Below are 21822 nucleotides of genomic sequence, written 5' to 3'. Positions count from 1 at the left end.
CCATACTTTACCCCATTCCCATGGCGTTTAACGCTCAGGTAATGAGAATCATCATCAGCGGCAAAGGAATTATAAAAGAGAAACGCCAAAACAATTCAAACCGGGTTGATATAATGGCGGCTACATTCAGGTAAGTTCCGGCGGCACACGGATATCCTTGCACGTCACGCCGTCGCTGAACCTAAACGAACCTAAACGTCGAACTGTCGGCCAATCGGTTTTTAATTGGCGCTTTTCCAACGTCAACAGGCGCCTCTGTATATAACATGAACATTCACTCATTGAAATTAATGCATATAGGGATAACTTCCCGCCATACAGGCCCGCAAACAACAAAACTGGGCGCATTGGCCGATGTGAAAGCGGATACCCCCATGCCGCCCAGACGCAATAGCTCTCGCATCCAAAAGATAATAACACATTGAATATAATGATGAAAATATCATCAAAACGGCCTGATTTCATAATTTCACTTTAATTTCATCTTTTCAAAAAGCGCTCAACGCCTAATATCATGTTATTTCACCTTCCCAGAATCCTTTTTAACGCTATTCTAAGCAGCGAATACCTGATTCAAGAAACACAAGCCGAACGCAGAACGGCGTATACACGTTAACAGTCAATAGTCGATGCCAATCCCATGCGGCTTATCCTCTTTGCGGAGTGTCGTTTACATGGAATGATGAACGCGGTTTCTAAGATTATTGCTTAAGAATATTAATTAAACACATACGCAAGCTTTCGCAGGGACTTTCATGGAAAGAAATACACCCGTAGTCTTTACCTGATGTGCTACCGAATTCTAAACGGGCATTTAAAAATGACGCATTTTTAACCCGCATATCTTTTAATTATTTTTAATTCATGTCGTTTACTTATAAGAAAAAGGCAGCCTGGTTGCTATAAGCCAACCCCTTTGCAGCCGTATTTCTGGGTATTATTCTCATTATACTGGAGCTTATTAATGAATCAGCGTTTCGATATCATCGGTATTGGCCTTGGCCCGTCGAATCTTAGCCTGGCGGCCTTAGGGAGCGAAATCGAGGGATTTACGGGGCAATTCCTTGAGCGCAAACCTCATTTCTCCTGGCACCCGGGCATGATTTTGGCTGACTGCAACATGCAAACCAACTTTTTAAAGGATTTGGTGAGCGCGGTTGCCCCAACCAATCCCTACAGCTTTCTCAACTATCTGGTAAAAAACCGAAAATTCTACCGTTTCCTGACGACCGAACAGCGTACCGCATCGCGTGAAGAGTTCGCCGATTACCTCACCTGGGCCGCAAGCGGGATGGGATCGTTGGCGTTCAATCAAGACGTTCAGCGAGTCGAGTTTGACGATCGGCAACGCCAGTTCGTGGTGACCACCTCACGGGAGGTCTTCCACGCCAGACACGTAAGCATCGGTATTGGCAAGAAAATAAAGTTACCGGATTGCGTGACGGCGCAAAACGATCGCTGTTTCCACGCCAGCGAAATGATGCTGCGCAACCCTAATCTGGCAGGCAAACGCGTGGCGATCGTCGGCGGCGGCCAGAGCGGCGCCGATCTGTTCCTGAATATTTTTAAAGGGGAATGGGGGCAGCCAGAACAACTCGACTGGATATCGCGACGCAACAATTACAACGCGCTTGATGAGGCGGCCTTTGCCAATGAATATTTCACGCCAGATTACGTCGAGAGTTTCTACTCACTGGACAGCGCGGCCAAGCGGCATATGCTGGCCGAACAAAAGATGACCTCAGACGGCATCACCAGCGAGTCGCTGCTGGCCATCTATCGCGCCATGTACCACCGCTTCGACGTACTGCGCGAGAAATTATGGGTGCGCCTGCTGCCCAGCCGTTCGCTGACGGCCGTAAAACACACGCTGGATAACGCCTACCAACTCGAAACGCGTCATCATCTCGATCACGGCGAGGAAACCTTCAAGGCGGACGTGGTGATCTTTGCTACCGGTTATCAATCGGCGACGCCTGAATTCCTTGCGCCTCTGGCCCACCGACTGTTGACCACGGCGGACGGCGAGTACCGCATAGCCCCGGACTTTACCTTTGAGTGGGAAGGCCCGGCGGAGAACTGCTTATTTGCGATGAACGCCAGTATGCATAATCACGGTATTGCCGATCCTCAGCTGAGCCTGATGGCGTGGCGTTCGGCCCGCATTCTTAATCGGGCGTTAGACCACCAGCCATTTGATCTGGGAACAACGCCGACAGCCATTCAATGGCGCAGTGAAGGCGCGCCACCCGCGTTTTAAATACAAGAACGTCTTAATCATTGTCACTATGCTTTGATGGAATTACGTATATGAAAAGACAAATAAACAAGTTCATTATGAATCAGTTGGCCGTATTGGCCCCCGAATTCAAGGCCAGATTGATCTACAAAAGAGCATTTGGCAAACCGCTGAACTTGCAGGCGCCATCGACCTGGAATGAAAAAATCAATCACCTTAAGTTGAATGACTACAGTAAAAATGCCTTAGTCACTCAATGCGCAGATAAATATGCGGTTAGAGAGTACATCAAGGCAAAAGGATGTGAAGAGATCCTAAATGAGCTGTACTTTGCCTGTGATTCGGTACAGGAGATCCCATGGGAAACGCTGCCTGAGAAATTTGTCATCAAGGGAAATCACGGCTCAGGATATAATTTAATTTGCCAGAATAAACAATCGTTGAACATTAAAAGCGCCTCCCAGCTGATCGATGGCTGGATGAAAGACGATTACTGGAAAACCTATGTAGAACTCAACTACAAAGGGATACAAAAAAAGATCATTGGAGAAAAGTATATCGAATCGGCCAATGGTCACGGGCCTGAAGACTATAAAATTTATTGTTTTCGCGGCGTGCCTTACTGCACCTTGCTGTGCGTCGGCAGAGATACCGGGACGCCGAAATATTACTTCTTCGACAAAGATTTCAAGTTCCTTTGCTACAGCGAGGACTGCCTGGCGTTGAGCCAGGAGGAGATAGACGCCTTCGTGAAACCGGAAGGATACGATGAGCTGTTTGAGTATGCCGCTCGTTTGTCGGCGCCCTTCGAGTTCGTGCGCGTTGATTTCTACATCTCTCAGGGCCAAATCATTTTCGGTGAGCTGACCTTTACCCCCTCGGCCGGGCTGGATACGGATATTCTGCCACCGACCGATGTTTTGCTTGGCAAGATGCTGACGCTGCAACAACACTGATTATCATCAACAAAAGGCGGCGCAATTCCCCTGCGCATCCATCAAACAGGAGATACCGGCCGGCGTTTTCGCAGGCCGCCCGCCGGCATCTCACTGTGGGGCGGCGGGTCGGCACCGCCCCGCCACCTGCGCTTTATCCACTGCGGAGTGGCTTGCACCGCCATCGGGAACGTTCCCCCTTGGGCGGCATAACCCCTTGAAAAACAATGGCATTAGAACATTAATAAGAATCGTTTACATATTTATAATAAAATGTTCTATATGTATAGGAAGCTATAATATAAGATACCGGAAAGTTTCCCTGGTGTTGTTGTGTGTCTTTGCCCTATTTTATAGGGCTTTTTTTTCGCTAACACCCATTTATGATTGAGTGTTTTTGCACCCATCAGCAGATTATCCCCTCCCAAAAAACATAATCATTTCTAATTAATCTTAACCCTTCTTATTCCTGACTTGCCAATAATAACAATGAGTTGCTATTAACCCTGCGAAGCATCAGGCAGCCACCGCCTGATCCCGGCCGCACTTCGCCACTGAAATACCCGCCCGAAGGAGAGGTTTTTACTGGGCGCGTACCGATGCTAATATCGGCCTTTTTCGAGGACGCTGCCCCGCATGTTATTGTCTCACCGGCATTTTATCTGCACGCTTCTGGCGCTCGCCATCGGCTTTTGGTTGCCGACTGCCGTGCAGGCCAGGCCCGATCTGGAACGCAGGATCGGCGTGACCGTCGCCGATAGCGACTCTGCGGATTACCGCTTCAGCGATCTGCGCTTCACCTCCGCCGATGGTCAACGGCGTTACCGCGTCCGTATCGCCCAGCCGCGTCGGGCGCCTGCGCCTGACGGCTATCCGACGATTTATTTCCTCGACGGCAATGCGGTGCTGATGGAGCTGAACGCCAGCTTACTGGCCAGATTGGCGACGGCGAAGCGGCCACCGGTGCTGGTGATGATCGGCTATGACAACGATCTGCGCATCGATGCCGCCGGCCGCGCCTACGACTATACGCTGCCTCTGCCGACGGGCATGAAGAACCCCCCGCAGGCGGGCGGGGGCGCGGAGGCCTTCCTGCAATTGATTGAAACGCGGATCAAACCGGCGATCGCCGCCAAACTGGTGGTCGATCAGCAGCGGCAAACGCTGTGGGGCCATTCCTACGGCGGGCTCTTCGTTCTGCATACGTTATTCGCCCATCCCGCCGCCTTCCAGCATTATATCGCCGTGGAACCCTCGCTGTGGTGGGGCAACGGCATGATCCTGCAAGAGGCGCAGCAGTGGGCGGAACGGCATCCGACGCCGGCGGCAAGGCTGCAGTTGTGGGTGGGTCTGGCGGAGCGCGAGCGCGCGGCCCCGCCCGGCGTGAAGAGCCCTGCACTGCCGGCGAACGCGGCGCAAATGCTGGCGGAACGCCTGGCAAAGCTCGACGGTCTTACCGTCGGCTATCGGGAGTGGCCCAGCTTGGGACACGGCGCCATGCTGGGTGCCGCCATCGAGCCGGCACTGAGCAGCGTGGCATATGAAGACTAAAGGAGGGTATCGACCGCATTTTCATCGGCGGCTCATATCTTCTGATAAGAAGAGCGTTTAATATCTGAGACAGCGCGCAGTCATCGCGGAACGGATGCGCAAAAACAAAGTGGCTCCCCCGTCGGCAAGTTAGCTTGCTCTATCCGGTGGAGCCGTACAGTACTGCAGTTTTCCCGGTGGGGCCCTGGTGAGGCGCAAGTAGGAAAAGATGGTGTTGGCAGGGCATTTCAGCGTTTTAATACTGCCTGTTTCGCTATTTTCTTCACCCTGTGATGCTTACTATAAGCGCCCGCCTGCACGGCGGAAAAGGGTGAAAACCACCCTTGAAATACATTAATAAAAGTGATAATAGAAGCGGTTGGGGCGAAAGCGTCTAGTTCAGATTTGAATAATTAAATCAGGGAATTATATTAAAAATGAATATTAATATCACCGACAAACCCAACCCGCAGGATGAAGAGTTCGTTATCGACAGCCTCTGGGCGCACAACCATAAAACCCAGCCCGTAGACATTCACCCGCTGTTCCTGACCGTCACCGACGACAACCAGCAGATCGTCGGCGGTCTGGTCGCACGTACCTGGTGGGGCGGCCTGGAAGTACAGTATCTTTGGGTCGGCGATCAATGCCGCAAAAGCGGTTACGGTCGCCAACTGATGCAGCTGGCCGAAGAAGAAGCCCGCAAGCGCGGTTGCCATATGGCCTACGTCGATACCTTCGATTTCCAGGCCAGAGGCTTCTACGAAAAACTGGGCTACCGGGTCTATGGCGAGCTGGGTGACTATGCGCATCGCCATACCCGCCATTACCTGGCTAAAAGCCTGTAACGCGGCCTGAGCGGCGCAGAGGTGGGTATGGGTTCATCGCATAAAAATAATGAATCTTATTTCAAGGGCCTCATCACCATGATGGAGCACCTGAGCGAGCCCTGGGGCATCAAAGACCAGCTGTCCCGCCACCTCTATATGAACCGCGCCGCTTATCTCTATACCAATACGCCGCTGAATTTCGACGTCGCCGGAAAATATGACCACGAATTCCCCGCCGACTGGGCCGATTCCGCCGCCGACTTTATCGAGCATGACAAGATGACCGAAGCGGCGCGCGATCGGGTCACGGTCATCGAGACGCACTACTGGTATGGCAAAGACAGCCTGACGCCGTTTATCAGCGAAAAGCTGCCGGTCTACAACGATGACAAACAGGTGATCGGCGTGATCTGGAACGCCAAGCCGATGAACAGCCTGTCGCCGCTGAAATACATCAATCAGCAAAAACCCAGCATCTTGACCACCGAAGTTAACAACGAGCTGTTCACCCGCGCCGAGCTCGATGTCATTTTTCTTATGCTGCAGCGATTTACGGTGAAAGAGATCGCCAAAATCTATAACGTCAGCAATAAGACCATCGAAAACCGCATTTATAATATTTACCAGAAGGCCAACGTGCATACTCAGCAACAGTTTGAGGAGTATTGCAAATACGCCAACCTGGATAACTACATTCCCGATCGCCTGATAACCAAGGGCATTCAGTTTATTTGAACCGCAAGGAAGATCTCACCGTGATAAAGATCGAAGATTATCCGCTCACCCGGGTGCCGCAGGATAAAAGAGTCTCGTTTTTAAGCGTGGCCATCGTGCATATGGGCATGCTGACCGCGCTGGACCAGTTCATGCTCGGCGCCGTGCTCGGCAACTCCATGACGCTGATTGACGCCTTCACCGCCATTTTCGTCGGCAGCCTGATCTTCGGCGTGGTGACCTATGGGCTTGGGATGGCGGGCATGCGCGAAGGGATTTCTGGCAGCCTGCTGGCGCGCTGGTGCGGCTTTGGCCGCCTGGGCTCGGTGCTGATCGGCGTGGTCGTGGCCGTCAGCCTGCTGGGTTGGTTCGGCATTCAAAACGCCATTTTCGCCAAGTCGCTCGATTTCGCGCTCGGCAATAAGCTGGGCTTTGGCCTGGCCGCCGGGCTCTCGGGCACGCTGTTGACCATCCTGGTGGCATTCGGCTTCAAGGCGTTGCGCATCGCCGCCCGTATCGCGGTGCCGATGTTCATTATGCTGGTGGCCTATATTTCAGTGACCGCGCTTTCCGGCCATAACCTGCAGGAGATCATCCAGCTGGCGCCGCCGGGTGAACCATTGACCATCAGCGCCGGCATCACCATCGTCGTCGGCGGCGCCATCGTGGCCAGCCTGATGACGCCCGATCTGACCCGTTACTCCAAAAACGGCAAACACGTGCTCGGCGTTACGATCTTCACCATCGTCGCCGGCGAGTTCGTGGTGAATGGCCTGGCTATCCTGATCGCCAAAACCCTGGGCACCGCGGATGTGGTCACCATCATGTCGCAAGCGGCCGGCGGCGCCGGTTTGCTGGTGGTGGTGTTTTCCACCCTGCGCGTCAACGATCTCAACCTGTACTCCTCTTCGCTGGGCATCGTCAACGCGGTGGAAGGCATCACCGGCAAAAAGCTGAAGTACACCTACACCACGTTGGCGATCGGTATTCTGGGCACCACGCTGTCGGTGCTGGGCATTCTCGACCGCTTCGTCGACTTCCTGACGGTGCTTGGCGTGGTCTTCCCGCCCATTATCGGCATCATGCTGGTGGACTATTACCTGCTGCGCAGCCACCGCAAAATCCTGGACGAGAGCCGCCGTACGGGCCAGTTGCCGAACGAAACCCCAACCATCGGCTGGGCGGCGATCGTCGCCAGCATCGCCGGCGGCGCCGTTGGCCTGGCGACCGAATGGGGCGTACCGACCATCAACTCACTGGTGGCCGCCAGCCTGCTGTATTGGGTGCTCAAGCTGGCCTTCAGTCGGGCGCAAAAACCCCTGGCCTCGCAGAAGTCGCTCTGATTTTCGCACAGGCGTTAACGCACTCCTCCGATGACGGGGGAGTGTTTTATTGCTCGCAAAATGCGGAGTTCAGCGCAAAGGAATAGGCCGATCGCGCAGACAAACGGCCGTGGTGATGAGGGTCCCTGGTGTCGGTAGCAAGCTATCCATTATGCTCAGAGTGCGGGAACATCCCCCTCTGAGCTTTTTATTATAAAAGTCGTTAGCTTCAGTGTTTTGATCGTAAAGAAAAACTTCAGCTTGCATGAACAGTAGCCCATGAAATCGCCTTTGGTCAACATAAAAGTGAACATAAAATTGGCTTTTGTGTTCACTTTTCCATAAGCAAAAGCTAATCAATTGATTTGCACAGCTTTATCATTTCCCCAAACCGCCTTCCGCATCCACGTCGCCCGCCCCCCGCCAAGCCGCTGACATAAAGCAATAATTAACGAAAATAATCAGTCTGTTATCCTATCCCCTGCGCCTTTTTATCTGGACAACGCCAACGCGTAAGATATAGTGAAGCCAGCGTAATGTTTGTAAGGACAGCCTATGAAAACCCCCAACGCACAGCGCAAAATCAACATCATTAAAAATATTGAATATCTAATGCGTACCCGCGGTGAAACCAAGGCTTCCTTTTCCAACCGCAGCGGCCTGACGCGCACTACCCTATACAAAATTCTTGATGGAAGAGTGAACAACGTTCAGCAATCCACCGTTAATCGGATTTCAGATTTTTTCGGTGTCTCCTGTGAAGAGATCGAAGACTACGATCTGGAAAAACTGGAGCTGCTCAACGAAACGTTGTCCACCGAAGGCAACAAGAACCCTTCCGCCATTCCGGTGATCCCGCAGTCGCGCTATCTGGCCGTCTCGCAGCGCAAGATCGGGCAGCTGGTCACCGAGTTTCCTTTGACTTATTTCTTCGGCGATGAGTCGAACATGTTGGCAATGAAAATAGAGACCGAAATTAAAGGGTCATTCATTCCGGGCGAAGTCATTATCATTAAACGTCCGCCGGTACTGATTTGCGATTCACCTTTGCTGTATCACTCGGGAAAAAGCGGCTTCTTTGTGGTTGACGACAAAGACAGCGAAAGCATGGACAAACGCCTTCAGGAGACGGTGCAATTCCTGGGTTATATCGTTGGAGAAAGGTTATAAATGGAACCGAATCAGAAGTTCAAGCTGTTGGGCTTCACCCGACATGGCACCATCGCGGCCAATGTCATGGTATTGGCCACCGGCAAAACCATTACCATGGGGCTCAATGAGCTGGCCGACAGCGAAATATCGGAAGATCTGAGCCGGCACGAGCTGCAGGCGCTGTACCGTAAACTCTACGGCGACAATCAACAAAAAACCGCCTATGAGCTCAGCGATCGCCATGAACGTTCCTGGTACGCCTACCTGATTATTACCGTGGCGCTCAGCGTGATTTATATCTTCTCGACGCTGTGCGGCGTCAAGCCGATCCAAATTCCGGTGCTGCATCTCATCACGCCGCCGGCGATCTTCATCTATCCGCTCACGTTCATCCTGGTGGACATTCTCAACGAGTTCTATGGGTTGCGGCTGGCCAGACGCACCATCATCATCTCGTTCATCGCCAACCTGACCTTCGTCCTCGGCGTCTGGGTGACGACGCTGGTGCCGAGCATTCCACAGTGGGAGTACAGCGAGACCTACAACGGCATCGTGCACAGCATCATGGCGGTGCTGGTGGCCTCTTCGGCGGCCTATCTGATCTCCGAGAACGTCAACTCCTATCTGCTTTGCAAGATCAAGGAGTTGACCAACTCCCGCTACCTGTTCGTGCGCGTGATCACCAGCACCGTAATCGCATCGGCCATCGACAGCGTGGTGTTCTGTACGCTGGCGTTCTACAACGTGCTGAGCTGGGACATCATCAAAACCATGATCCTGTCTCAGTTCCTGATCAAGGTGGTTTACGCCCTGCTGGGCGTCGGGCCGATTTACGCCACCCGCAGTCTGTTTAACCGCTACATCAATACCGAACAAGCAAAGGGCAATGAATATGCATATCCAAAAGCAAGATAAGATCACCCATCTTGGCGCGAACTCCGATTATCCGGACCAATATGCTCCCGCATTGCTCGAAGCCTTGCCGCGCGCACGCGGCCGCGATCTGATCGGCGTGGACGAACGGCAGCTGCCGTTCAGCGGCTTTGATCTGTGGACCGCCTTCGAGTTGTCGTGGCTCAACGGCAAGGGCAAACCGGTGGTGGGCATCGGCGAATTTACCTTCCCGCACTCCTCTTCCAACCTGATCGAATCCAAATCGTTCAAGCTGTATCTCAACAGCTTCAACCAAACGCGCTTCGACAGCGTGGAACAGGTGAGCGCCGCCATGCAGAAGGATCTGTCGCAGGCGGCCAATGGCCAGGTCACCGTCAAGCTCTATCCGGGTCTGGAAGGTTACCCGGCGCAGATCGATCGTCTGCCGGGCATCAACATCGACGATCTGGATATCGCGGTCGACGACTTCGCCTTCAAACCGGAATACCTGAGCGGCGCGGCCGATCAAGGGGAGCACGTAGCGGAGACGCTGTCTTCCAATTTGCTGAAATCCAACTGCCTGGTCACCAACCAGCCGGACTGGGGCAGCGTGGTTATCCGCTATGAAGGCCGCAAAATCGATCGCGAAAGCCTGCTGCGCTACCTGATCTCCTTCCGCCAGCACAACGAATTCCACGAGCAGTGCGTCGAGCGCATTTTCAACGACATCAAGCAGAGCTGCCGCCCGGAAAAACTCAGCGTGTTCGCGCGTTACACCCGCCGCGGCGGCCTGGACATCAACCCCTTCCGCAGCGATTTCGAAACGGCGCCGACGCTCGGCCGCCTGATCAGACAGTAAGCCCCATCCCCCAATGCTCCCGCCAGGGAGCATTGTTTCTCTCGCTTTCATCTCCCTGTTATTTTTCGCCATTATCGTCGTCAGCGGCTATCTTCAAAGCACACTGACGGAGATTAACGACGCATGCCTGACCTTTCTCGCAGAGACATCCTGCGGGCTGCCGCCATCGGATCGGCGTTCTCGCTGTTGCCCGCCTCGATTCGCAAAGCGCTGGCCATTCCCGCCAATAACCGCACCGGCACCCTGCGCGACGTCGAACACGTGGTGATCCTGATGCAGGAGAACCGCTCTTTCGATCACTACTTCGGCACCTTACCGGGCGTGCGCGGCTTCAGCGATCGATTTACCATTCCACTGCCCGGCGATCGCCTGGTCTGGCAGCAACAGGGCGCTGAACGGCTGGTGCTGCCCTACCATCTGGACAGCAAACGCGGCAACGCCCAGCGCGTCACCGGCACGCCGCACTCGTGGGTGGATGAGCAAGCCGCCTGGGATCACGGCCGCATGAGCGCCTGGCCCACCTACAAAACGCCGGCCTCGATGGGCTACTACCGCCAGCAGGAGCTGCCGTTCCAGTTCGCGCTGGCCAACGCCTTCACCCTGTGCGATGCCTATCACTGCTCCATCCACGCCGGCACCAACACCAATCGGCTGTTCCACTGGACCGGCACCAACGGCCCGTCCGCCGCCGACGTGGCGGTAGTGGTCAACGAATGGGACAGCCCCGGCCCGGCAGAGATCGGCTACCGGTGGACCACCTATCCGGAACGGCTGGAGGCGAGCGGCGTCAGTTGGAAGGTATACCAATTCCTGCCGGACAACTTTACCGACAACCCGCTGGCGGGCTTTCGCCAATACCGCGCCGCCAGCATTCAGGTGGGCAACCCGGCTCGGCCGCCAAAAGACTTCAACGCCTTCGTGCCTTATCGCGACGAGCTCAACGCGACCGCGCCGCTGTACAAAGGCAACGGCAACACCCTGCCGGCCGCCGACGGCAACGATCTGGACGCCATGCTGGCCGGATTCCGCACCGACGTGCAGCAGGGCAAACTGCCGCAGGTCAGTTGGATCATCGCGCCGGCGGCCTATTCGGAACATCCCGATCCCTCCAGCCCGGTGCAGGGCGGCTGGTTCACGCAAGAGATCCTCAACGCGCTGACCGACAACCCGGAGGTGTGGAGTAAAACCGTGCTGCTGGTCAACTACGACGAAAACGACGGTTTTTTCGATCATATGCCTTCGCCTTCCGCGCCGTCGCTGCGCGAAGACGGCAGCTTCGCCGGTAAATCGACGGTGCCGTTCGATACCGAGATCTTCCAGCACGTGGCGCCGCCCGGCTCGCAGAACCAGCCGCCGCCGGACGGCCGCATCTACGGCCCCGGCCCGCGGGTGCCGATGCTGGTGCTGTCGCCCTGGAGCCGCGGCGGCTGGGTCAATTCGCAGGTCTTCGATCACACCTCGGTGCTGCAATTCCTGGAAAAGCGCTTTCAGGTGCATGAACCCAACATCAGCGCCTGGCGCCGCGCGGTGTGTGGCGATCTCACCTCGGCGTTCAACTTTGTCGATCCTAACGGCGAAGCATTGCCGAGCCTGCCCGCCACCAGCCGCCACGCCGCCGACGGTCTGCGTCAACGCCAGGAGCAGCTGCCGCAGGTGCCGCTGCCGCCGCCCGCCCGCCAGCGTTTGCCACACCAACGCCGCCTGGCGCGCCCTTCTCGCGCACTGCCCTATCAGCTGCACGTCGAGGCCAGCGTCGCGGCCGAGCAGCGGCGCGTAACGCTGAACCTGTTCAATACCGGCGAGCAAGGGGCGGTGTTTCACGTCTACGACCGGCGAGATCTGACGCAGATCCCGCGCCGCTATACCGTCGAGGCCGGCAAGGCGGTCAGCGACGACTGGCAGACGGAGGACAGGTACCATCTGTGGCTGCTCGGCCCCAACGGCTTTCATCGTGAAATGCGCGGCGCGCTGAGCCGGCCGCAGCCGGAAGTGCGTTTGCGCCCGACGGGCCGCAGCCTGCTGCTGCAGTTGGATAACCCAGGTGCCGAAACGGTGACGGTCACTCTCGACCGCTGCCCTTACACGCAACAAGGCCCGTGGCCCATCACGCTGCCTGCGGGCGGCAGCCACCGCCAAACGTTTGACGCCCGCGCCAGCGGCGGTTGGTATGATCTTGCGCTGCACAGCGCCGGAGGCTGGCGGCGCCGCCTGGCGGGCCGACTGGAGGATGGCGAACACAGCGTCAGCGACCCGCTGATGGGCCAGGAGTAGCCTATCGACAGCGAAGAGGTTCAAAAAGCGAAAGGATATCGCTTATCATTGCGTTCTCGTTCCTAGCCGATTACTCAAGGATCTCCATGTCCGCTGTTCTTATCGCCAAAGCCGGCCGCTGGCTGGCCGCCTGCGTTTTGCTGTTGGCCGGCGCCGCTCAAGCCGCGCCGATCGTCGTTACCGATGTCGCCGGCCGTCAGGTTACGCTGCCGCAACCGGCCAAGCGCGTTATCCTGGCCGACGCCCGCGCGCTGTTGGCGCTGAATATTCTGCATCCGCAGGAGCCGCTGAAAAACATCATCGCCTGGGACAACTCGCTGAAGGTCAAAGCGCCGGATCTGGTTGAGGCCTATGCGAAAAAATTCCCGCAGGTCATGCAAATCCCCACCTTCGACAACCCCTACACCAGTGACTTCAGCGTGGAGAGCGCGGTGGTGCGCCAACCGGACCTGATCATTTTCGACATCGGTCTGCTGAGCAAATTGAAGGACAGCGGCGTACTGACCCAGCTGGAAAAAGTCGGCATCCCGGTGCTGATCATCGATTTCCGCCAGCAGCCGCTGACCAACACCGTCGCCAGCATGGCGCTGTTGGGCAAAGTGTTTGACGAGCAGCCCAACGCCGACGCCTTTATCCGCTTCTATCAGCAACGCCTCGAGCTGGTGCGCCAGCGCGTCGCCACGCTGAAACCGGAGCAGCGCCCCAGCGTCTTCATCGAACGCAGCGCCGGCATCAAAGGCGAACAGTGCTGCAACACCTTCGGCAAAGGCAGCTTCGGGCAGTTTATCGATACCGCCGGCGGCGACAATATCGGCAGCAAACTGTTTTCAGACATGGGCGGTGAAGTGAACGTCGAACAGGTGATCGCCAGCAATCCGGATTTCTATCTGCTGACCGGCGCCGACTGGAGCCGTGGCCATCGCGGCACGCTGGCCGTGCCGCTGGGCTACACCACCGATATGGCCACCAGCCAAAAGAAACTGGTGCATCTGCTGGATCGCACCGGCATTAACGTGTTGAAAGCGGTGAAAGAAAAACGCGTGATGGCGATTTATCATCAATTTTACGACACGCCGCTCAACTTTATCGCGGTCGAGGCGATCGCCAAATTCCTGCACCCGGCGCTGTTTAAAGATATTGATCCGCAAGCGGATATCGAAAGCGTGCACCAGAAATTCACCGCGCTGGATTACAGCGGGGTCTTCTGGCTTACGCCGCAATAATCCCCGCCAGGGCCCGCCAACCGGGCCCTGCTACCGGCATCCTTCATGTAGTTACCCGCTTAACTATTCCATAACAATTCTATTTACTTGCCAATAATTATCATTAAGATTGTCGTTTCTAAAAAAACACATCCGGGTCTGAAACTTCTAAGGCATTATTATGTCAATTCTTTTTCGCCTCTCCCTGCTGGCGACCTCTATCGCCGTTGCTTTCCCCATCCTTGCTGCTGATAACTCATCTCAAAACGATGCCGATACGGTAACCGTCGTCGGCAACTGGCTGGACAACCCTGATACCAGTTCGGTGCTGCTCAACCATCCGGGCGCGCGATCCATCGTCACTCAGCAGCAGATGCATGAGCAAGGCGACCAAACCATCGCCGACAGCCTGCGCGGTGTGCCCGGCGTGCAGGTGCGCGACAGCAACGGCACCGGCGGCAGCGACATTTCGCTCAACGTCGGCGTGCGCGGCCTGACCTCACGCCTTTCTCCGCGCTCCACCATTCTGATGGACGGCGTTCCGTTAGCCGTCGCGCCTTACGGCCAGCCACAGCTGTCGATGGCGCCGCTGTCGATCGGCAACCTGCAATCGGTTGACGTGGTGCGCGGCGGCGGCGCGGTGCGTTACGGGCCGCAAAACGTCGGCGGCGTGATCAACTTCGTCACCCGCGACATTCCAAAAGCGTTTGGCGGCACCGCCGGCGTGCAAACTCAGGGCGCCAGCCACGGCGGCCTGAAGACCCTGACCAGCGCCTCGGTGGGCGGCACCGCAGATAACGGCTTCGGCGCCGAGCTGCTTTACTCCGGCCTGCACGGCCAGGGCTACCGCGACAACAACGACAACACCGACATCGACGATTTCATGCTGAAAACGCGTTATGCGTTCACCGATCGTGACGAACTGCTGGCCAATTTCCACTACTACGACGCCAAAGCCGGCATGCCGGGCGGGCTGAGCAGCGCGCAATACGCGCAGAACCCGTTCCAGTCCACGCGTCCCTGGGACCAGTTCGAAGGCCGCCGCAAGGATATGTCGTTCAAATACAAACATCAGGAAGACGACAAACAGTTCGAAGTGTTGACCTACTTCACCGACAGCTACCGCGGCAGCAACATCGAGTCGGAAGGCACCGGCAAAAATGCCGGGTTGCGGCGCATGGTGTCCTATCCGCGCCACTATTCGACCTGGGCGATCGAACCAAGCTATTCGCAGCTGTTTCGCTTCTGGGATATGGCGCACGAGATCACCCTCGGTTACCGCTACCTGAATGAAACCATGGATGAAAAGGCGTCGCGTTCGGCCTGGTATAACCCGGCGAATGTCGGCGCCACGCCGGATACCCCGGACTATTACCAGCACACCTCCGGCGGCACCGCAGCCAACGCGTTCTATATCGACGATACCATTAACGTCGGCAACTGGACGGTCACGCCGGGCCTGCGTTATGAAAGCATTCGCACCCACGTGGACGATTCGTTCAACAACATCAGCCGCGAGAAAAGCTACAGCGAACCGCTGCCGTCATTGAACGTGATGTACCACCTGTCCGACGCCTGGAAACTGTTCGCCAACGCCAACACCTCGTTCGGCAGCATGCAGTATTTCCAGCTGACCAAAGGCGGCAACGGCAACCAGCCTGCGCCGGGGCTGACGGCGGAAAAAGCGCATACCTATGAGTTCGGCACCCGCTACGACGACACCGTGGTCAAGGCCGAAGCCACGCTGTTCTATATCGACTTCGATAATCAGCTGCAATACATCAGCAACGATGTGGGCTGGACCAACATGGGCGCCACCAAGCACAAAGGCATCGAGTTGGCGCTCAGCTACGATCTCAGCGAGCTGAACCGCGCGCTGGACGGCGCCAGCGTCTACACCAGCTATACCTACACCAAGGCCAGCACCGACAAGGGCGACTTCGCCGGTAAAGACTTGCCGTTCTACTCGCGCCAGGTCTATACCGTCGGCACGCGCTACGCCACCGGCAACTGGGTATGGAATCTGGACGGTTACGCGCAGTCCAAACAGCATTCGCCGGGCACCGGGCCGGAGTACGTCACGCAGGAAAGCGCCGATGGTCAGTTCGGCAATATCGCCGGTTACATGGTGTGGAACATGCGCGGGGAATATAATTTCGGGCCGCAGCTATCGAACCTGACGCTGGGCGCCGGGGTGAAAAACCTGTTCGATCAGCGCTACTTTACCCGCTCCAACGACAATAACTTCGGCAAGTACGTCGGTGAACCGCGCACCTTCTTCGTGCAGGGTTCCGTCGCATTCTGACGCCCAGCGCCCACTACAGGCGCTTCGTTCATCCATACCGCCCGCTCGCATCGCGGGCGGTATTTCCTGCGCCTGACCCGCCCTATTTTTTGATCTTCCTCACTCCCCAAACGCCTGACGCATTATTTCATTGCTTTGCTAAACCGGTTCTTCTATTTTAGCCACCCATCAGACATCGGTAGAAACAGGGATTAAGCATGGCGAATCGCGTATGGGTGCTGGGCGACGCAGTGGTCGATTTGGTGCCAGAAAATTCAAACAGTTATCTTAAATGCCCCGGCGGCGCGCCGGCTAACGTGGCGGTGGGCGTCGCCCGCTTGGGCGGCGACAGCGCCTTTATCGGCCGAGTGGGGCAAGACAGCTTCGGCGCCTTTCTGCAGCAGGTGCTGAGCGAAGAAGGGGTGGATATTGACCATATGCTTTCGGATCCCGAACACCACACCTCCACGGTAGTGGTGGATCTCGATCAGCACGGTGAACGCTCATTCACGTTCATGGTACAGCCCAGTGCCGATCTGTTTTTACAGCCTGACGATCTGCCGGCCTTCCAACGCGGCGAGTGGCTGCATCTCTGCTCCATCGCACTGTCGCAGGAGCCCAGCCGCAGCGCGGCCTTTACGGCAATGGAAAACATTCGGGCGGCCGGCGGGCGGGTCAGTTTCGATCCCAATATCCGCGAAGAGATCTGGCACCAACCGGAAGCGCTGCGCCCCTGCCTGCAAAAGGCGTTGCTGCTGGCGGACGTGGTGAAACTGTCGCGCGAAGAGCTGGTTTTCATCAGCCATCTTGACGATGTGGAGAACGGCATCCGCTGGATGATGCAAACCTATCCGCTGCGCCTGCTGCTGGTCACGCTGGGCGGCGACGGCGTCTACGTGCATGACGGCCAACGGCTGCGTCATTTCCGTGCGGCGCCTGTCGTGCCGGTCGATACCACCGGCGCCGGCGACGCGTTTGTCGCCGGGCTGTTAGCGGCGCTGGCGCGCCTTCACGCATTGCCGCAAGAAGCGCAATGGCCGGCGATTATCGCCCAGGCTCAGGCCTGCGGCGCGCTGGCCACCACCGCCAAAGGCGCCATGACCGCCCTGCCCCACGCCGAAGAGCTCGCCGCTTTTCTGCGCTGATCCCCTGCATCCACGGCGATCCCCTGGGCGCCGTGGTCTTTTGACCCCACGATTTGCGCACTCGATCACAATAGCTGAATCGGGTTAGCAAACTTGATTGCCAGTCCGCTTTTCGATCGTTATCTTTCGCCATGAAAAACCGGTTTAGCATTTTAGCAAAAAATAATAACAACCCTTCCCGGATGATAGACGATGATGAAAAAACTCAGCTATTTGGCGATAACAACAGGGCTTTTCCTCTCCACTTCTGCCGCTGCGGCCTCCGGCGACGGCAGTATCGAGGCGCGTCTTAACGCGCTGGAACAACGTCTGGCGCAGGCGGAACAGCGCGCCGCTCAGGCTGAAACCCGCGCCACGGCGGCGGAACGCCGGGCGCAACAGCTGGAGCAGCGCACCGCCAGCACCGAGCGGCAAACCGCGCGGGTCGCGCAACGCGCCGCCGCGCTGGAAACGCAATCCCCCACGACCGGCGCGCTGAAACTGAACGGCTTCAACGATCTGAAGCTATACGGCGACGTGGAGTTCAATCTGGACGGCGCCAGCCGCAGCGGCCAACTGACGTCGTTGAAAGGCAGCGATCACAAGGATTGGAAACCCGGCAACAAAGAGCGCTGGGACATCAACGGCCGCATTCTGGTGGGGCTGGACGGCTATCGCCGCAATCCGGACGGCAACTTCTCCGGTTTCAGCGTCCAGCCGCTGGCGGACATGACCGGCAAAATGAACCTGGACGACGCCGCTTTCTTCTTCGGCAATGAAAAGAACTGGCAAACCAAAATCGGCCGCTTCGAAGCCTACGACATGTTCCCGCTGAATCAGGACACTTTCATTCAGTATTCAGGCAACACCGCCAACGATCTTTACGCTGACGGCTTTGGCTATATCTATATGATGAAAGAAGGCCGTGGCCGCAGCAGCAGCGGCGGAAACCTGATGTTGAGCAAATACGCCGGGGATGTCTATTTCGAACTGAACACGCTGGTGGAAGACGGCACCTCACTGTTCCAGGACAACAGCTACCACGGCAATGCGCTGAACAATAAGAAAAACGTCGCCTATTTGCGCCCGGTGATCGCCTGGAAGAAAGAGGCCTTCAGCATCGCGGCGGCGATGGAAAGCAACGTGGTGAATAATGCCTACGGCTATCAGGACAGCCAGGGCCGCTTCGTCGATCAATCCAAGCGCAACGGCTACGGCATGACCATGAGCTGGAACACCAACGCGGCCGATCCGGATAACGGCGTGGTGACCAACCTGAGCACCGCCTACCTGGACGCCGCCGGCGAGCAGGACTTGACCGCCGGCGTCAACGTGCTGTGGCGGCGCTTCGAACTGGGTTATATCTATGCGCACAACAACATCAAAGAGTTCAATACCGCCGGGATCGCCGCCGATATCCACAATCCGCTCAGCGAGCCGGGCAACTACGACATCCACACCGTTCACGCGTCGTATCAGATACCTAACATTATGAATATGAAGAATTTCAATGTGTATTTAGGCGCCTATGTTTCGCTGCTGGAAGCCAACGCCGAGAACAAGATCGCCAACGGCGACAACGACCAGCGTTATGGCGTGCGCGCCAGATTCAAGTATTTCTTCTGACATCGATGAACGTATTTCCGCCGCGCAGAGCGCGGCGGCATTTTAATTCAGCAAGGGGACAACATGGACATTACCGCAACCGCCAACGCGCTGTTGCCGCTGCTCGGCGGTAAAGAGAACATCGCCAGCGCCGCCCACTGCGCCACGCGCCTGCGCCTGGTGCTGGTGGACGACAGCAAGGTGGACAAAGAGGCCATCGGCAAACTGGACGGCGTCAAAGGCTGCTTCAGCAACGCCGGTCAGATCCAGGTGATCTTCGGCACCGGGCTGGTCAACAAGGTGCATGCGGAATTCATCAAGGCGGCAGGCGTCAGCGAATCCAGCAAGGCCGAAGCCGCCGATATCGCGGCGAAAAAGCTCAACCCGCTGCAGCGCATCGCCCGCCTGCTGTCGAACATCTTCGTGCCGATCATCCCGGCCATCGTCGCCTCCGGCCTGCTGATGGGGCTGCTCGGCATGGTGAAAACCTATGGTTGGGCGGATGCCGACAGCGCGCTGTTCGTGATGCTGAACATGTTCAGCTCGGCGGCGTTCATTATCCTGCCGATTCTGATCGGTTTCACCGCCGCCCGCGAATTCGGCGGCAACCCCTATCTGGGCGCCACGCTCGGCGGCATTCTGACGCACCCGGCGCTGACCAACGCCTGGGGCGTCGCCGGAGGGTTCCATACCATGAACTTCTTCGGTCTGGAGATCGCCATGATCGGCTATCAGGGCACGGTATTTCCGGTGCTGCTGACGGTGTGGTTCATGAGCCTGTTGGAAAAACGCCTGCGCAAGGTGATCCCCAACGCGCTGGATTTGATCCTGACGCCGTTCCTGACGGTCGTGATCTCCGGGTTTGTCGCCCTGCTGTTTATCGGCCCCGCCGGCCGGGCGCTGGGCGACGGCATCTCCTTCGTGCTCAGCACGCTGATCGCCCATGCCGGTTGGTTCGCCGGCCTGCTGTTCGGCGGCCTCTATTCCGCCATTGTCATCACCGGCATCCATCACAGCTTCCACGCGGTGGAGGCCGGGCTGCTCGGCAACCCCAACATCGGCGTCAACTTCCTGCTGCCGATTTGGTCGATGGCCAACATCGCTCAGGGCGGCGCCTGCCTGGCGGTGTATTTCAAAACGCGCGATGCCAAAATCAAAGCCATCGCGGTGCCTTCAGCCTTTTCCGCCATGCTCGGCATCACCGAGGCGGCGCTGTTCGGCATCAACCTGCGTTTCGTGAAACCGTTCCTGGCGGCGCTGGCGGGCGGCGCGCTCGGCGGCGCCTGGGTGGTGGCCAACCATGTCGGCATGAACGCGGTCGGGCTGACGGCGATCCCCGGCATGGCGATCGTGCAGGCCAGTTCGCTGGTCAGTTATATCATCGGCCTGGCGATCGCGTTTGGCAGCGCCTTCGTGCTCTCCCTGCTGCTGAAATATAAAACGGACGCGCAATGATGGAAGAACTCAGCTTAATCAAACAGGCGCTGCGGGCGGTAATGAGCGGCCAGTCACTCGCGCTGCGCGATCCGCACCGCCCGGCCTGGCATCTGGCGCCCAGCGTTGGCTTGCTGAACGATCCCAACGGCTTTATCCAGCACAACGGCGTTTATCATCTGTTCTATCAATGGAATCCGCTGGGCTGCGACCATCGCAACAAGTGCTGGGGACATTGGCAGTCGACCGACTTGCTGCGTTGGACGCATCAGCCGATCGCCCTGGCGCCGGGCGCCTGTTACGACAGCCACGGCTGTTACTCCGGCTCGGCGGTGGTGGCGGAAGACAAAATCACGCTGATCTACACCGGCAACGTGAAATTCCCCGACGGCTCACGCACCGCTTACCAGTGCCTGGCTCAGGAAAGCGATCGGGGCGAGTACCGCAAACTCGGGCCGGTGCTGCCGCTGCCGGCGGGCTACAGCGGGCACGTACGCGATCCGAAAGTGTGGCGTCATCAGAATGCGTGGTACATGGTGCTCGGCGCGCGGGACTTGCAGGATCGCGGCAAGGTGCTGTTACTGCGCTCCGCCGATCTGCGCGGCTGGCAACCGCTGGGCGAGATCGCCGGTTCCGGCCTGAACGGCTTAGGCGAATTCGGCTACATGTGGGAGTGCCCGGATCTGTTCTCGCTGGACGACGCCGACGTGTTGATCTGCTGCCCGCAGGGGCTGGCGCCGCAGCCGGAACGCTACCTCAATCGCTATCAGGCCGGTTATCTGATCGGCAAGCTGGATTACCGCCAGGCGGCCTTGCGTCACGGCGAATTCCGCGAACTGGACGCCGGCTTCGAGTTTTATGCGCCGCAGACTACGCTGACGGAAGATGGCCGCCGCTTGCTGTTCGGCTGGATGGGCGTGCCCGAGCAAGATGAAGAAGCCCATCCGACGCGCCGCTACGGCTGGATCCACACCATGACCTGCCCGCGCGAGCTGTCGCTGCGGCATGGCCGCCTCCAGCAGCGTCCGGCGCGCGAGCTGCAACAGCTGCGCGGCGAACGAACATGCTGGCAGGGCCGCGCCGATGACGCCCCCGCCTGCGCGCTGGGGGCCGCGGAGCTGCAGTTGGCGCCGCAGGGCGCGTTCAACGCCGCCTTTGGCGACGCAATGACGCTGAACTGGGACGGCGAAAGGCTGCGGCTGACGCGCGCTTCCCTGGCCGACGGCCAGCCGGAGCACCGTTACTGGCGCGGCCCGGTCACGCATCTGCAGTTGCTGTTCGATCGTTCCAGCGTGGAGATCTTCATCAACCGCGGCGAGGCGGTGATGAGCACACGCTACTTCCCGGCCAGCGAACCGCAACTGCGGCTGTCCGGAAGCGCGCCGCTGGCGTTGGAATACTGGCCGCTGACGCCATGCATGCTAGAATGACGCATCCTCCGATGACTT

The 21822-nt window shown here is 57.5% G+C and carries 16 protein-coding genes; all 16 read left to right on the top strand.

The genetic code is table 11. The annotated features are described in order from the left end of the window. The first annotated feature begins 964 nt into the window (after positions 1-964). The 16 genes from ACSBQV_RS17210 to ACSBQV_RS17135 all read left to right on the top strand — a co-directional run bounded on the left by ACSBQV_RS17210 (position 965) and on the right by ACSBQV_RS17135 (position 21804). Positions 965-2260, top strand: a complete 1296-nt coding sequence (locus tag ACSBQV_RS17210; protein ID WP_089195187.1) for a lysine N(6)-hydroxylase/L-ornithine N(5)-oxygenase family protein — start codon at positions 965-967, stop codon at positions 2258-2260. A 50-nt stretch (positions 2261-2310) separates the two neighbouring features. Then, a complete protein-coding gene (locus ACSBQV_RS17205; RefSeq protein WP_033651313.1) occupies positions 2311-3195 on the top strand; it encodes an ATP-grasp fold amidoligase family protein in 885 nt (294 codons plus the stop codon). Positions 3196-3810: 615 nt separating this feature from the next. Then, on the top strand, positions 3811-4725 hold the full coding sequence (locus ACSBQV_RS17200) for an alpha/beta hydrolase (RefSeq protein ID WP_099784010.1): 915 nt from the start codon (positions 3811-3813) through the stop codon (positions 4723-4725). 416 nt (positions 4726-5141) lie between these two features. Next, positions 5142-5552, top strand: a complete 411-nt coding sequence (locus ACSBQV_RS17195) for a GNAT family N-acetyltransferase (RefSeq protein WP_019453029.1) — start codon at positions 5142-5144, stop codon at positions 5550-5552. Positions 5553-5579: 27 nt separating this feature from the next. Further along, positions 5580-6269 carry a helix-turn-helix transcriptional regulator gene (locus ACSBQV_RS17190; RefSeq protein ID WP_033644646.1) on the top strand — a complete coding sequence of 230 codons (690 nt, stop codon included), beginning with the start codon at positions 5580-5582 and terminating at the stop codon, positions 6267-6269. Between the two features lie 20 nt (positions 6270-6289). After that, complete coding sequence (locus ACSBQV_RS17185) at positions 6290-7591, top strand: cytosine permease (protein WP_033644921.1); 1302 nt, start codon at positions 6290-6292, stop codon at positions 7589-7591. A 534-nt stretch (positions 7592-8125) separates the two neighbouring features. Next, complete coding sequence (locus ACSBQV_RS17180) at positions 8126-8740, top strand: helix-turn-helix domain-containing protein (protein WP_033644644.1); 615 nt, start codon at positions 8126-8128, stop codon at positions 8738-8740. Then, positions 8741-9637, top strand: a complete 897-nt coding sequence (locus ACSBQV_RS17175; protein WP_434991471.1) for a queuosine precursor transporter — start codon at positions 8741-8743, stop codon at positions 9635-9637. Then, positions 9615-10454, top strand: a complete 840-nt coding sequence (gene queF / locus ACSBQV_RS17170) for an NADPH-dependent 7-cyano-7-deazaguanine reductase QueF (protein WP_047575474.1) — start codon at positions 9615-9617, stop codon at positions 10452-10454. The genes ACSBQV_RS17175 and queF overlap by 23 nt, the downstream gene beginning before the upstream one ends. 123 nt (positions 10455-10577) lie before the next feature. Then, positions 10578-12725, top strand: a complete 2148-nt coding sequence (locus tag ACSBQV_RS17165) for a phosphocholine-specific phospholipase C (protein WP_099784008.1) — start codon at positions 10578-10580, stop codon at positions 12723-12725. Positions 12726-12811: 86 nt separating this feature from the next. After that, positions 12812-13948, top strand: coding sequence for an ABC transporter substrate-binding protein (locus ACSBQV_RS17160; protein ID WP_099784006.1), 1137 nt, complete (start codon positions 12812-12814; stop codon positions 13946-13948). Between the two features lie 160 nt (positions 13949-14108). Next, positions 14109-16232: a TonB-dependent receptor family protein gene (locus tag ACSBQV_RS17155; RefSeq protein ID WP_033644638.1), complete on the top strand. Its 2124-nt coding sequence runs from the start codon at positions 14109-14111 to the stop codon at positions 16230-16232. A gap of 197 nt (positions 16233-16429) precedes the next feature. Continuing rightward, positions 16430-17356 (top strand): aminoimidazole riboside kinase, encoded by a 927-nt coding sequence (locus ACSBQV_RS17150; RefSeq protein WP_099784004.1) that lies wholly within the window; start codon positions 16430-16432, stop codon positions 17354-17356. Between the two features lie 195 nt (positions 17357-17551). Beyond that, a complete protein-coding gene (locus ACSBQV_RS17145) occupies positions 17552-18961 on the top strand; it encodes a carbohydrate porin (protein WP_099784125.1) in 1410 nt (469 codons plus the stop codon). A 63-nt stretch (positions 18962-19024) separates the two neighbouring features. Further along, positions 19025-20395 (top strand): sucrose-specific PTS transporter subunit IIBC, encoded by a 1371-nt coding sequence (locus ACSBQV_RS17140; RefSeq protein WP_099784002.1) that lies wholly within the window; start codon positions 19025-19027, stop codon positions 20393-20395. Beyond that, positions 20395-21804 (top strand): glycoside hydrolase family 32 protein, encoded by a 1410-nt coding sequence (locus tag ACSBQV_RS17135; RefSeq protein ID WP_099784123.1) that lies wholly within the window; start codon positions 20395-20397, stop codon positions 21802-21804. Before ACSBQV_RS17140 ends, ACSBQV_RS17135 begins: the two co-directional genes overlap by 1 nt. Positions 21805-21822: the final 18 nt, after the last annotated feature.

The sequence above is a fragment of the Serratia sp. B501 genome (assembly GCF_051172315.1).
Lineage (GTDB): Bacteria > Pseudomonadota > Gammaproteobacteria > Enterobacterales > Enterobacteriaceae > Serratia > Serratia ureilytica.
Note: the sequence above shows the minus strand (reverse complement) of the source record. Positions and strands in the feature narration are given on the sequence as shown.